We start from the raw sequence: 13,627 nt of genomic DNA on the forward strand, positions 1-13,627 counted from the left end.
TGATTTTTAAGAAAATAAGCTAACGTATTTCTTAGAAGACAGGGGGGAAATAAATGAAGAAAAAAAGGGGTATGCGTCTTACGTGCTGTTTGCTGACGGTTTGTTTTATGATGTTCAGCGTGAAAGATGCGGAAGCAATCGGACAAGCAGGATCACTGAATGAAGCTGGAATGGATAAAGCGTATAAAGAACGGCAGACTGAAGACTCCGGCCGTGTCCCGCTCAGAATCATCAGCATGAATGATCTGCACGGAAAAATTGATCAGCAATATGAGCTTGACCTTAACGGAGACGGTAAACCGGATGGCACGTTCGGGCGGATGGACTACGCCGCAGCGTACATTAAAAAGGCGAAAGCCGAGAAAGAACACGCCTTTGTCGTGCATGCGGGCGATATGATCGGGGGCAGCTCTCCCGTGTCAGCCCTTTTTCAGGATGAACCGACAGTAGAATTGATGGAAGACATCGGTTTTGATGTCGGAACTGTCGGCAATCACGAATTCGATGAAGGAACGAATGAGCTTAAACGGATCATCAATGGAGGAGATCATCCGGACGGTAAGGGGACAAGCGGTTATGACGGCCAAAATTTCCCGCTCGTCTGCGCCAACTGTAAACTGAAGTCAGGGGAGTCCTTTCTGCCGCCGTATGAAATTAAATACGTTTCCGGAATTCCGGTCGCATTTATCGGGGTTGTAACCAGATCGGCGGCAGGCATGGTCATCCCGGACGGAATTAAAGATATTACGTTTACGGATGAGGTAAAGGCCGTCAATGACGCCGCCGCTGACCTGAAGAAAAAAGGAATTAAAGCAATCGCCGTGCTCGCCCATATGTCTGCTGAACAAAATGGCTCAGCAATCACGGGAGAATCCGCAAAGCTTGCAAGCGGAACAGACTCAGAGATTGATGTGATTTTCGCCGCGCACAATCATAAAGTCGTAAACGGAGAAATCGACGGCAAGCTGATCGTGCAGGCATTTGAATACGGAAAAGCAATCGGTATCGCCGATCTTGAACTTGATAAAGAGTCGAAGGATATCGTGAAAAAATCAGCGGAAATCCAATATATCGATCAAAGTAAAATCAAGCCTGACCCGGCTGCGGCAGGCATATTAAGCAAATATGAAGAGAAAGTGAAACCGATTATCAGCGAAGCGGTCGGGGAAGCGGCCCATGATATAAAGGGCGGGTATTCAAATGACGGCGACACGGCTCTCGGAAATCTGATTGCCGACGGTATGAAAGCGAAGATGAAATCCGATTTTGCACTTATGAATGGGGGAGGCATCCGGGACGGCTTAAAAAAAGGGCCGATCACATGGGGAGACCTTTATAATATACAGCCGTTCGGCAATGTGCTGACGAAGCTTGAAATCAAAGGAAAAGATTTGCGGGAGATCATTAACGCGCAAATTTCTCCGGTGTACGGACCGGATTACAGCATCAGCGGATTTTCCTATACATGGAACCCGGAAACCGGACAAGCGGTTGATATGAAAATGGCGGACGGGACAGACATACAGCCCGAAAAAGGATATACAGTAACAGTTAATCAATTTATGGCGACGGCGGCGGGGGCAAAATACGGTCCGATCGGGAAACTCGGCAAGAATCGGGTGACGGGGCCTGAGGATTTGGAAGCGACAGTAGACTATGTCAAAAGCTTTTCCGCGCCGATTTCTTATCAAACCGACGGCCGCATCCGCACGGCATCAGCCGCCGAAACACCTGATGACACCGGCAATCAGCCGGGAAGCGGGGAAACACCGGGCGGCACCAGGCCTGATAAAGGAGAAAAACCTCAAGCGGAAAAACCCGCTAAAAACCGGATGCGGCAGATCAGCCTGATCAAACCAAAAAAACTAAACGTCCTGTCGTAGAAGAAACAGCATCTGATACAGTGCAGTCAATTCCCGAATCCCGTCCGGCGTCTGCCGCAAATTCGGAACAAAGCACAAATCAGACTGAAAGCGGCACACAAAAAGGCCGCCCATTGCCTGATACTTCAGCGGGCAGCCATCAGACGGCATTGGCCGGCCTGGTGATCACGGGTGCCGGCGTATATTGGCTTTTCAGAAAGAAAAGGGGAACCCGCACACGATGAACAAACTGAAACATATTCCGCTTCTCGTCATCATCGTCGGTATCATCATCACATGTTACGGAAGCTGGAAGATCATTGATTCACATATGAAAACGAACCATTCGCTTGAAGAAGCAAAAAAAGCAACAGAACCTGTCTTGGAAAAGAACGAAACAAAAAGCGCTGTGCTGACACAGCGCAAAAAAGAATTTCACCCCGAAACGGGTGAGGCAAGCGGCATTTTAGAAATCCCTGAAATCGACGCTGAGCTCCCGATCGTGGAAGGGACTGACGCAGATGATTTAGCAAAAGGCGTCGGACATTATAAGGACAGCTATTATCCGGGCGATCACGGCCAAATTGTGTTATCCGGCCACAGGGACACGGTGTTCCGCCGGACCGGCGAATTGAAAAAAGGAGACAGACTGAACGTGATTTTGTCTTACGGCACGTTTTCTTATAAAATCAGCCGTACAAAAATCGTCAGCCGGGATGATACATCTGTCATCACCCTTCAGCACAAGCGGGAGGAACTGATCCTGACCACTTGCTACCCGTTTTCTTACATTGGAAATGCGCCGAAACGATATATTATATATGCCGACCCGGTTTAAGAAAAATACGTTTCGGTAAAATGAGCCAGATCAGCCGGCATCGGCGCCTCGGCAACGATTTCTTCTCCTGAGATCGGATGGACGACACTGACTTTTTTTGCGTGAAGCGCCTGCCTGTGAAACAGCGTCCTGCTTCCGCCGTACAGGTCATCGCCCGCCAACGGATGGCCGATGCTTGCCATATGAACCCTGATTTGATGTGTTCTCCCGGTTTCCAGTTCAAGCTCTGCCAATGTAAGCTGCGCACCGGGATGATAGTCTTTCACTTTGTAATGGGTGACGGCGGCTTGTCCGCCGGGTGAGACGCGCCGTCTGACGGAATGTGACCTGTCGCGGCCGATCGGCGAGTCAACCGTGCCTTTTTTAGGCGTCACTTTTCCTTCCGCCGCGGCGATATAGGTGCGTTTTAATGTTTTGGTTTCGAGCTGACGGTCAAGGATTGCATGGGCCAGGCGGTGTTTCGCGAAAACGACCGCGCCTGACGTGTCACGGTCAAGACGGTGAACGTGGCGCACTTTCGCCTGCTCGCCGTTGATATGAAAATGGTAAGCGATCAGGTTGCTGAGGGTGCCGGTCTGACCCTCTTCATTTGGATGAGTCGGCATTCCCGCCGGCTTATTTGCAATCAGCATATGATTGTCCTCAAATAAAATGTCCGGCTCTCCGTATTCCGGAGTCACCGAAGAACCCGTTTTTTCCTGAAGATCAATGAATAAGCGATCTCCGGTTTTCAGTATGATGTTGTTTTTCGTGGGTGTTCGATTCACCTGAATGCTTTCTTGGTTCATCCATTCCGTAATTACGGGTTTTGACGCCTGGAATTCAGATTTCAGGACTGAAAACAGCCATTGTCCGGCGTGCTTTTCCGTAATCAGAAGTTCCAGACCGCGGTCATTTTGTTTCATATCATCAAGCTCCTTTTCAAGCGGAAAGCGGCTGTTTCAATAGGAAACACTTACCTTAGCTTTCGCGTTTTTTTCTATGCTATTCTTGATAAAGATTAAGGATATTCACATGGCAAGAAAGGTGATTGATGTGAGAATTGTGAACGCAGCGACTGACGGACAAGAAAGCGCGATACAAGAGCTTTCCTCTGAATTGTTTCAAAATGTCTTTCCTCTTTATTTCTCCGAACTGGAAATTCAGCGCTTTAAAAAAAGGGGCGTATTATCATTACAAAACCAACGTTACCAAGGAACTTTAAAAGAAGCGTTTCAAATTATGGCTTGTCTGCAAACGGTACATATCATGCTGTCAAAGCCGCACCCGGTATATGACGTCAAAGAGCGGGCGCTGTTTGATAAAAATTGCGCTTTGCTGAACGAATGCGGAATGAATTTTCCCTTTACCTATGATGATTTCGAGACAGGGGCCGGATCAGAAGCCTGCGGTCACAGAAGGCTGATCTGACGGGTATAAAGAGCCTTTTGACAGGCTCTTTTTTGCTTCCTTGACATGATACCACAATTTCTTTCCTCTAACTCCCTTTATAATGAGACAAATCCCCGAGCATAATAAATGTCGAAAGGGGTGCTTTACAATGAGTTCAATCAAACAATCAATGACTACCCACGTGGCTACCGTTTCTCCCAATCAAACGATTCAGGAAGCGGCTGCGCTGATGCACCAGCATAATGTCGGAGCAATTCCCGTCGTTGACGGAGGGGAATTAAAAGGAATGCTGACAGACCGTGATATCGCATTGAGAACAACGGCTCAAGGCCGCGACGGCCAAACACCTGTTTCACACGTGATGTCTTCTGCAGTTGTGTCCGGAAACCCGGAAATGAGTCTTGAAGAGGCGTCACATCTGATGGCCCAACACCAAATCCGCCGCCTTCCCATTGTCGATCAAAATCATCTGGTCGGGATCGTTGCGCTTGGAGACTTAGCGGTTGATCAGCGTTCAAATGAGTCTGCGGGAGCGGCTCTTTCCAATATTTCCAGTCAAAACACACAGTAACGGATGAAGAGAGCTTGCACTTATGCAGGCTCTTCTTTCCGTCAGAATGTTACATTTTGAACGCGAAAGAAATTCACGGTATAGTGTATACATAGGTCAGTACGTTTAACTAAAGGAGCTGTAACCATTGATAAAAGCATTAATCTTTGATTTTGACGGGTTAATTTTAGATACAGAAACCCATGAATATGAAGTGCTGCAGGAAATGTTTGAAGAACACGGTTCAACATTGCCTTTATCCGTCTGGGGAAAGGTGATCGGAACGGCCGCGGGGTTTAAGCCGTTCGCATATTTAGAGGAGCAGCTGGGAAGAAAGCTCGATCATGATGAACTGACGGCGATCAGGCGCGGGCGCTTCGAACAGCGGATGAAGACGGAAACGGCGCGTCCCGGGGTGGAGGCTTATTTAGCCGCGGCAAAAGAATTAGGATTGAAAGTGGGGCTCGCGTCCAGCTCAGATTTTAAATGGGTATCGGGCCATCTGAAGGAATTAGGCCTGTTTGATGAATTTGAAGTGATTCAGACGGCTGACGACGTAGAAGAAGTGAAGCCGAATCCGGAGCTCTATCTGAAAGCTGCGGAACATTTAGGCGTTGAACCATCTGAATGTCTGGCCTTTGAGGATTCGGTCAACGGCTCAATCGCAGCCAAACGGGCCGGCATGAAATGTGTCATCGTCCCGAATAAGGTAACAAGCGCCCTGTTATTTGAAGAGTACGATCACAGACTGGAATCGATGGCTGAAATGGAACTTGAATTACTCTTACAGCGATTGAACGATCAAAACGAACCGGCAGGGGGAAGCAGCATTGTCTGAGAAACTTGATCTGACCCGTTTTGAAAAGAAAATGGTCATCCGGAATATGGAAGAGAAAGATATCAACAAAATTATTGAGCTGCAAAAGGATTGTTTTCCGGGGATGGAGCCGTGGGAGCCTGAGCATTTAATCAGCCATCTCGCGCACTTTCCAGAAGGTCAGTTTTGCGCCGAGTATGAAGGGGAAATTATCGGTTCATGCTCAAGCCTGATCATCAATTTCGATGAATATGATGACCGCCACACGTGGCAGGACATTACAGACGACGGTTATATCACGAACCACAACCCGGACGGATTGAATCTGTACGGGATTGAGGTAATGGTTCACCCGGAATACAGACGGATGAAAATCGGACACCGGCTGTATGAGGCGAGAAAAGACTTAGCGAGACGATTGAATCTGAAAAGCATCATTATCGGCGGGCGGATTCCGAATTATCATAAGTATGCGGAAGAAATGACGGCGAGAGCCTATGTCGAACAGGTGACGCGCCATCAGATTTATGATCCGGTGCTTTCTTTCCAGCTGATGAACGGATTTACGCTCATGCGGATCAATCCGAATTATCTCCCGGATGACACCGCGTCCATAAAATATGCGACATTAATGGAATGGAACAATGTCGATTACCTGCCGCAGTCGAAGCGCTATTACAAATCGGCATTTCCGGTGCGCATCTGCGTCATTCAATATGAAATGAAAAAGATTTACTCCTTCGAGGAATTTGCCAATCAGGTTGAATATTATGTCGATGTGGCTTCCGATGCGAGATCTGATTTCGCGGTGTTCCCGGAAATTTTCACGACGCAGCTCATGTCTTTCCTCGAGGAGCGTTCTCCGAGTCTGGCCATTCAGAGGATTACCGAATATACCGAGGACTATATCAGCCTCTTTACAGATCTCGCGGTGAAATATAACGTCAACATCATCGGCGGCTCCCACTTCGTTGAAGAAGAGGGGAAAATTTATAACATCGCCTACTTATTCAGACGTGACGGCACGATTGAAAAACAATATAAGCTTCACATTACGCCGAATGAGCGGAAATGGTGGGGCATCAGCGCCGGAGACAGGGTGCGCGTATTTGATACGGACTGCGGAAAGATCGCCATTCAGATCTGTTACGATATCGAATTTCCGGAGCTTGCGAGAATTGCCGCGGATCAAGGGGCGAAAATGATCTTTACGCCGTTCTGCACTGAAGACCGCCAAGGCTACTTGCGCGTAAGGTACTGCTCTCAGGCGCGAGCGGTTGAAAACCAAATTTACACCGTCATCTCGGGTACGGTCGGAAACCTGCCGCAAACAGAAAATATGGATATTCAATACGCGCAGTCAGCCATTTTTGCTCCGTCTGATTTTGAATTTGCCAGAGACGGAATCGTCGGTGAAACGAATCCGAATATCGAAATGGTCGTGATCGGGGACGTGGACCTTGAAATCTTAAGAAGGCAGCGTGAAAACGGAACCGTGCGCCAGCTGAAAGACCGGCGCAAAGATATTTACCGGATTACGCATCTTAAATAAAAAAAACGCCCGCTCCGCTTAAGGGGCGGGTTTTTTATAAAAACACTTGCACCGGCCCCGGTTTCGGGATATGCTCTTGTAGCCCTTTCGCTTTCTGGGAGAAAGCGTTTTTTTAATTGCCGCCGCTTTATTGACTCGCCCATGCCGCGCCTTTATATTCTTATTAAGAGGAAAACTTCACCAAGAGAATCGGCGTCAGAAGCCGGGCAGCTTTCGATACAGTGCAATGATATTGAAAGGGAGATGAGCGGTGTGGAACATGTACAAAAAAATCAGTCACTCAAACAAAAGGATAAAGAGCTGATTTGGCACGCGATGAAAGGGGCGGAGCCGGATGACAGCATAATCGTCCAAAAAGGGGAAGGCGCCTGGGTTACGGACATTGACGGCAGACGGTATTTGGACGGCATGTCAGGCCTGTGGTGCGTCAATATCGGATATGGGAGAAAGGAACTTGCCGATGCGGCTTACAGCCAATTGAAGGAGCTTCCTTATTATCCGCTGACCCAAAGCCATCAACCTGCGATTGAGGTTGCAGAAAAATTGAATGAATGGCTCGGCGGCGATTATGTAATCTTCTTTTCCAACAGCGGATCGGAAGCAAATGAAACCGCGTTCAAAATTGCCCGCCAATACCACATTGAAAACGGCGATCACAGCCGCTTCAAATTCATCTCCCGGTACAGAGGCTATCACGGCAATACGATGGGGGCGCTCGCCGCTACCGGCCAGGCGCAGAGAAAGTATAAATATGAGCCGCTCTCACAAGGTTTTTTGCACGCGGCGCCGCCTGATCTTTATCGGAATCCCGGCGATGCCGTCACATTGGAAAGCGCGCATGACATCGACCGGATCATGACGTGGGAGTTAAGCGAAACGATTGCCGGCGTTATTATGGAACCGATTATTACAGGCGGAGGGATACTGATGCCCCCGGACGGGTATATGGCAAAGGTAGAGGACATTTGCCGCCGCCACGGCGCGCTTCTGATCAGTGATGAAGTCATTTGCGGTTTCGGCCGCACGGGAGAGCCGTTCGGATTTCAGCATTACGGCGTTTCACCGGACATCGTCACAATGGCAAAAGGCATTACGAGCGCTTATCTGCCGCTGTCGGCAACGGCAGTAAAACGGGAGATTTTTGAGGCGTATTCGGGCGGTGAGCCGTACGGCCGCTTCCGGCACGTGAATACATTCGGAGGCAATCCGGCAGCCTGCGCCCTGGCCTTGAAAAACCTGCAATTGATGGAGGACGAAAATCTGATCGCCCGTTCCCGGGAGCTTGGAGAAAGGCTGCTCCGTGAGCTTGAGCCGCTCAGAGAACATCCGGCGGTCGGAGATGTACGGGGCAAGGGCCTTCTTGCCGGCATTGAGCTCGTCAAGGACAAAATCACGAAGGAACCCGCTGATGCCGCCCTTGTGCAGCACGTCATCACCGCGTGCAGAGAAAAAGGCCTGCTTGTCGGGAAAAATGGCGATACTGTAGCGGGATATAATAATGTCATTCAGCTGTCTCCGCCTTTTTGCCTGTCGGACGAGGAGCTCTCTTTCATCATTTCGACCGTAAAGGAAAGCGTGCTGAGCATTGATTTTTAATGTAAAGGAGTAAAACATGAGTTTTCACAACCAGCAGATTCTACCGGCAATCCGGAACATGAAGCAATTCGATGCATTTTTAGAAAGTCCGTTCTTATACGGCGTCATTTTAGATATCCACCTCGGTCAATTAAAAGGTGTCGTGAATGAAGCGAAAAAACACGGAAAACTTCTGATGGTTCACGTCGATTTAATTCACGGCATTAAGCATGATGAATACGGTGCGGAGTTCATTTGCCAGGATATCCGGCCCGCGGGCATCATTTCGACGAGATCATCAGTCATCGTCAAAGCGAAACAAAAGAAAATATACGCGATCCAGCGTCTGTTTCTCTTGGATACAAGCGCCATGGAGAAAAGTATGGAATTCGTCGGAAAGCATAAGCCTGACTTTATCGAGGTTCTCCCGGGCATCGTTCCGACTTTAATCAGAGAAATTAAAGAAATGACGGGGATTCCGATTTTTGCCGGCGGCTTCATCCGCACGGAGCAGGACGTTGAAAACGCCTTGCAGGCAGGAGCCACGGCCGTGACAACTTCAGACACCGAACTATGGGCTAAATATGAACATTCTATGACAAAAAAAGATTGACACCGCTTACACCCATTGTTACAATAGACCTAGGTTAATACTATGTGATGGAGACCCGGAGACCCACAACAGCTCTTTACGGAAGCAATAAAGCGTAAAGCGGTTTGTTGTGGGTTTTTTATTCTCTATAACTCTGTCAAACCTGCTATTATGTCATTTAGGAGGAATGATGATGACAGCATTTTGGGGAGAAGTAATCGGTACAATGCTGCTTGTTATTTTCGGAGGCGGCGTTTGTGCGGGAGTCAATTTAAAGAAATCGCTTTCATACCAATCCGGATGGATTGTTATTGTATTCGGCTGGGGATTGGGAGTAGCCATGGCGGCATATGCCGTCGGCAGCATCAGCGGCGCCCACTTGAATCCGGCTTTAACGATAGGCCTTGCGCTTGAAGGCAGCTTTCCTTGGAAAGAGGTTCCTGTTTATATTGCGGGACAGATGATCGGAGCAATGATCGGTGCGGTTGTTGTGTTCCTTCATTATCTGCCGCATTGGAAGGCGACGGATGATCCGGCCGCTAAACTGGGCGTTTTCTCGACCGGCCCGAGTATTCCTCATACATTTGGGAATATGATAAGTGAAGTCATTGGTACGTTTGTGCTTGTGCTCGGCATTTTGGCAATCGGAGCGAATGAATTTACAAAAGGGCTGAACCCGCTGATTGTCGGATTCCTCATCGTTGCCATCGGGATTTCTCTTGGAGGGACGACCGGATATGCGATCAACCCTGCGCGGGATTTGGGGCCGAGAATCGCTCACGCCTTTCTGCCGATTCCGAAAAAAGGGCCGTCCAATTGGAAATATGCCTGGATTCCCGTAGTTGGTCCGATCATGGGCGGTGCGTTCGGCGGCGTATTTTACAATGCCGCGTTTAAAGGAAATGTGACACCTAGCTTTTGGTTTGTAAGCGTTATAATGGTTGTAGTGCTTTTCATACTCTATATTTATACCAAGAAATCTCAATCACAGAAAACATTATCAAATTCTGAATATATTTAAAAAGGAGAGCGGCATCATGGAGACCTATATTTTATCAATTGACCAAGGCACAACAAGTTCAAGAGCGATTCTTTTTAATAAAGAAGGAAAAATCGTGCATTCCGCTCAAAAGGAATTCACACAGCATTTCCCTCAGCCGGGCTGGGTGGAGCACAATGCGAACGAAATTTGGGGATCGGTGCTCGCCGTTATCGCGACTGTGATCTCCGAGTCCGGAATCAGCGCTGATCAAATTGCCGGCATCGGCATCACGAACCAAAGGGAAACGACGGTCGTATGGGATAAAGATACCGGAAAGCCGGTATACAATGCGATTGTGTGGCAATCGAGACAAACATCCGGCATTTGCGAAGAGCTTCGTGAAAAAGGATATAATGATACATTCAGAGAAAAAACGGGACTTTTGATCGACCCTTATTTCTCAGGAACGAAAGTCAAATGGATTCTTGACAATGTAGAAGGCGCGCGGGAAAAAGCGGAAAACGGAAATCTTCTGTTCGGAACGATTGATTCATGGCTCATCTGGAAAATGTCCGGAGGGGCGGCGCACGTAACGGATTATTCCAACGCTTCAAGAACGCTGATGTTTAATATACATGAATTAAAATGGGATGACGAGCTGCTTGATATTTTAGGCGTGCCGAAATCAATGCTGCCGGAAGTGAAACCGTCTTCTCATGTGTACGCGAAAACGGTTGATTATCATTTCTTCGGTAAAAACATCCCGATTGCGGGAGCGGCCGGAGACCAGCAGTCTGCGCTGTTCGGTCAGGCGTGCTTTGAAGAAGGCATGGGGAAAAACACATACGGCACAGGCTGCTTTATGCTGATGAATACCGGAGAAAAAGCCATCACTTCTGATCACGGCCTTCTGACGACAATCGCCTGGGGATTAGACGGAAAAGTCGAGTATGCACTGGAAGGAAGCATCTTTGTCGCAGGTTCTGCCATCCAATGGCTGAGAGACGGCATGCGGATGTTCCAAGATTCAAAAGAAAGCGAGACATACGCAGAGCGTGTGGATTCCGCTGACGGTGTTTATGTCGTGCCCGCTTTCGTCGGATTAGGCACACCGTACTGGGACAGTGACGTGCGCGGCTCAGTTTTCGGCCTGACACGCGGAACGACGAAGGAGCATTTTATCCGGGCTACGCTTGAATCTCTCGCTTATCAGGCGAAAGATGTGCTTGATGCCATGGAGGCTGATTCAGGCATCTCTTTAAAAACATTGCGTGTAGACGGCGGAGCGGTAAAAAATAACTTCCTCATGCAGTTCCAAAGCGACTTGCTTGATGTGCCGGTCGAACGTCCGGAAATTAATGAAACGACGGCGCTCGGTGCCGCGTATTTGGCCGGAATCGCTGTCGGCTACTGGAAGGACAGCACTGAAATCGCTGATCAATGGAACCTTGATAAGCAATTCAAACCGGAAATGGAAGATGAAAAACGCGATGAATTGTACGGCGGATGGAAAAAAGCAGTAAATGCAGCTATGGCTTTTAAATAAGATAAAAATGTGGTATACTGAAAACAAGTTAATAGGAACGGTCCTGAGATGAGGAGAGACCACAGCACCAAAGTGATAACTGCGCTTTGGCTGTTGTGGTCTCTTTTTCTATACCGTGACAACAAGGAGGAAACGTAATGATGAATCACCAATTTTCAAGTTTGGAACGGGATCATATGCTGGAAGACATGACTAAAAAAACATACGATCTGTTTATTATAGGGGGAGGTATTACGGGTGCCGGCACGGCGCTTGACGCTGCTTCAAGGGGAATGAAAGTCGCTTTGAGCGAAATGCAGGATTTCGCGGCCGGCACATCAAGCAGATCCACAAAGCTTGTCCACGGCGGTTTGCGTTATCTGAAGCAATTTGAAGTCAAAATGGTTGCAGAAGTCGGTAAGGAACGTGCCATCGTGTACGAAAACGGCCCGCACGTCACGACGCCGGAATGGATGCTGCTGCCGTTTCATAAAGGCGGCACGTTCGGTTCATTCTCTACTTCCATCGGCCTGCGTGTGTATGACTATTTAGCGGGAGTAAAAAAATCAGAGCGCAGAAGCATGCTGTCTGCTAAAGAAACGCTGCAAAAAGAGCCGCTCGTCAAAAAAGACGGCTTAAAAGGCGGAGGCTATTATGTAGAATACCGGACGGACGATGCGAGACTGACGATTGAAGTCATGAAAGAAGCCGTTAAATTCGGTGCGGAGCCTGTCAACTATTCTAAAGTGAAAGAACTGCTTTATGAAAAAGGAAAAGTTGTCGGCGTTTTAATTGAAGATCTGCTGTCAGGCAAGGAATACAAAGTTTACGCCAAAAAAATCGTCAATGCGACAGGTCCGTGGGTCGACGAGCTGAGAGAAAAAGACCACAGCAAAAGCGGAAAACATCTTCAGCACACAAAAGGGGTCCATCTCGTATTCGACCAATCCGTATTCCCGCTTAAACAGGCGGTGTACTTTGATACGCCGGACGGCCGGATGGTGTTCGCCATTCCGCGTGAAGGAAAAACATACGTGGGTACGACCGATACGGTTTACAAACAAAAACTTGAGCACCCGCGCATGACGGTGCAGGATCGCGATTATGTCGTCAGCTCCATCAATTATATGTTCCCGGAACTGAACATTACGGCGGACGATATTGAATCAAGCTGGGCCGGCCTCAGACCGCTTATTCACGAAGAAGGGAAAGACCCGTCTGAGATCTCCCGTAAAGATGAAATCTGGACATCTCAATCAGGCCTGATTACGATCGCCGGAGGAAAACTGACGGGCTACCGTAAAATGGCTGAGCACATTGTCGATCTTGTCCGCGACCGCTTGAAAGAAGAGGGCGGCCAGGACTTCGGCGGCTGCAAGACGAAGACGATGCCGATTTCCGGCGGACATGTCGGCGGCTCTAAAAACTTCGAGTCATTTGTGGAAGCAAAGACAAAAGACGGCTTGAAAATCGGTTTATCACAGGAAACCGCTAAGCAGTTAGCCATCAGATACGGCTCTAACGTTGAAAATGTATTCAGCCGGATTGAAGGTCTGAAAGACGAAGCGGAAAAACGCCAGATTCCGGTTCACATTTTGGCGGAAGCGGCTTACAGCATCGAAGAAGAAATGGCTGCGACACCTGCCGATTTCTTCGTCCGCAGAACGGGAAGACTGTTCTTCGACATCAAATGGGTGCAAACGTATAAAACAGCCGTGATTGATTACATGAGCGACCGATTCCAATGGAATGACGAAACGAAAGAAAAACACACTGAGTGGTTAAATACGCTGCTGCACGACGCGGTTGTTCCGCTCGAACAATAATAACCGGAGGGCTGTGCCGAAAAGGCATGAGCCCTTCTTTTATCTTTTTACATAAAGCATTTGGTTAAGTTATCAAGTGACACGGGCAGCCGCTTCATATTAAAATATGGTCATAA

The 13,627-nt window shown here is 48.4% G+C and carries 11 protein-coding genes and 1 pseudogene; 11 read left to right on the plus strand and 1 reads right to left on the minus strand.

Annotation, left to right across the window (positions count from 1 at the left end):
* Positions 1-53 precede the first annotated feature (53 nt).
* Both ACKTRM_RS04780 and ACKTRM_RS04785 read left to right on the plus strand, forming a co-directional pair.
* Positions 54-2,107: pseudogene (locus ACKTRM_RS04780) on the plus strand (bifunctional metallophosphatase/5'-nucleotidase).
* The gene (locus tag ACKTRM_RS04785) at positions 2,104-2,700 is read left to right on the plus strand and encodes a class D sortase (protein WP_012117161.1); all 597 of its coding nucleotides are present in this window, start codon (positions 2,104-2,106) and stop codon (positions 2,698-2,700) included. Before ACKTRM_RS04780 ends, ACKTRM_RS04785 begins: the two are co-directional and overlap by 4 nt.
* On the opposite strand, the gene ACKTRM_RS04790 is transcribed toward ACKTRM_RS04785, so the two are convergent.
* On the minus strand, positions 2,697-3,605 hold the full coding sequence (locus ACKTRM_RS04790) for an RluA family pseudouridine synthase (RefSeq protein WP_012117162.1): 909 nt from the start codon (positions 3,603-3,605) through the stop codon (positions 2,697-2,699). The genes ACKTRM_RS04785 and ACKTRM_RS04790 overlap by 4 nt on opposite strands.
* A 109-nt stretch (positions 3,606-3,714) precedes the next feature.
* Between ACKTRM_RS04790 and ACKTRM_RS04795 the strand changes: the two genes are divergently transcribed.
* The 9 genes from ACKTRM_RS04795 (at position 3,715) to glpD (ending at position 13,511) form a co-directional block, all read left to right on the plus strand.
* Positions 3,715-4,110, plus strand: coding sequence for a DUF5365 family protein (locus tag ACKTRM_RS04795; protein WP_007408448.1), 396 nt, complete (start codon positions 3,715-3,717; stop codon positions 4,108-4,110).
* 130 nt (positions 4,111-4,240) lie between these two features.
* Positions 4,241-4,663, plus strand: a complete 423-nt coding sequence (locus ACKTRM_RS04800) for a CBS domain-containing protein (RefSeq protein WP_007408449.1) — start codon at positions 4,241-4,243, stop codon at positions 4,661-4,663.
* 127 nt (positions 4,664-4,790) lie between these two features.
* Complete coding sequence (locus ACKTRM_RS04805; protein ID WP_003155347.1) at positions 4,791-5,480, plus strand: HAD family hydrolase; 690 nt, start codon at positions 4,791-4,793, stop codon at positions 5,478-5,480.
* Positions 5,473-7,011 (plus strand): bifunctional GNAT family N-acetyltransferase/carbon-nitrogen hydrolase family protein, encoded by a 1,539-nt coding sequence (locus tag ACKTRM_RS04810; protein WP_012117163.1) that lies wholly within the window; start codon positions 5,473-5,475, stop codon positions 7,009-7,011. Before ACKTRM_RS04805 ends, ACKTRM_RS04810 begins: the two co-directional genes overlap by 8 nt.
* A 243-nt stretch (positions 7,012-7,254) precedes the next feature.
* Positions 7,255-8,607, plus strand: coding sequence for an aspartate aminotransferase family protein (locus ACKTRM_RS04815; RefSeq protein WP_123912801.1), 1,353 nt, complete (start codon positions 7,255-7,257; stop codon positions 8,605-8,607).
* A 16-nt stretch (positions 8,608-8,623) separates the two neighbouring features.
* On the plus strand, positions 8,624-9,199 hold the full coding sequence (locus ACKTRM_RS04820; protein ID WP_007610287.1) for a glycerol-3-phosphate responsive antiterminator: 576 nt from the start codon (positions 8,624-8,626) through the stop codon (positions 9,197-9,199).
* Positions 9,200-9,371: 172 nt separating this feature from the next.
* Entirely contained in the window at positions 9,372-10,199 is an 828-nt protein-coding gene (locus ACKTRM_RS04825; RefSeq protein ID WP_032874243.1) for an MIP/aquaporin family protein, read from the plus strand.
* A gap of 16 nt (positions 10,200-10,215) precedes the next feature.
* Positions 10,216-11,706, plus strand: a complete 1,491-nt coding sequence (glpK, locus tag ACKTRM_RS04830) for a glycerol kinase GlpK (RefSeq protein WP_007610291.1) — start codon at positions 10,216-10,218, stop codon at positions 11,704-11,706.
* Between the two features lie 137 nt (positions 11,707-11,843).
* Positions 11,844-13,511, plus strand: coding sequence for a glycerol-3-phosphate dehydrogenase (glpD, locus tag ACKTRM_RS04835; RefSeq protein WP_003155341.1), 1,668 nt, complete (start codon positions 11,844-11,846; stop codon positions 13,509-13,511).
* Positions 13,512-13,627 lie beyond the last annotated feature (116 nt).

Origin of the sequence: Bacillus sp. D7-8, from assembly GCF_052055895.1 — a bacterium.
Lineage (GTDB): Bacteria > Bacillota > Bacilli > Bacillales > Bacillaceae > Bacillus > Bacillus velezensis.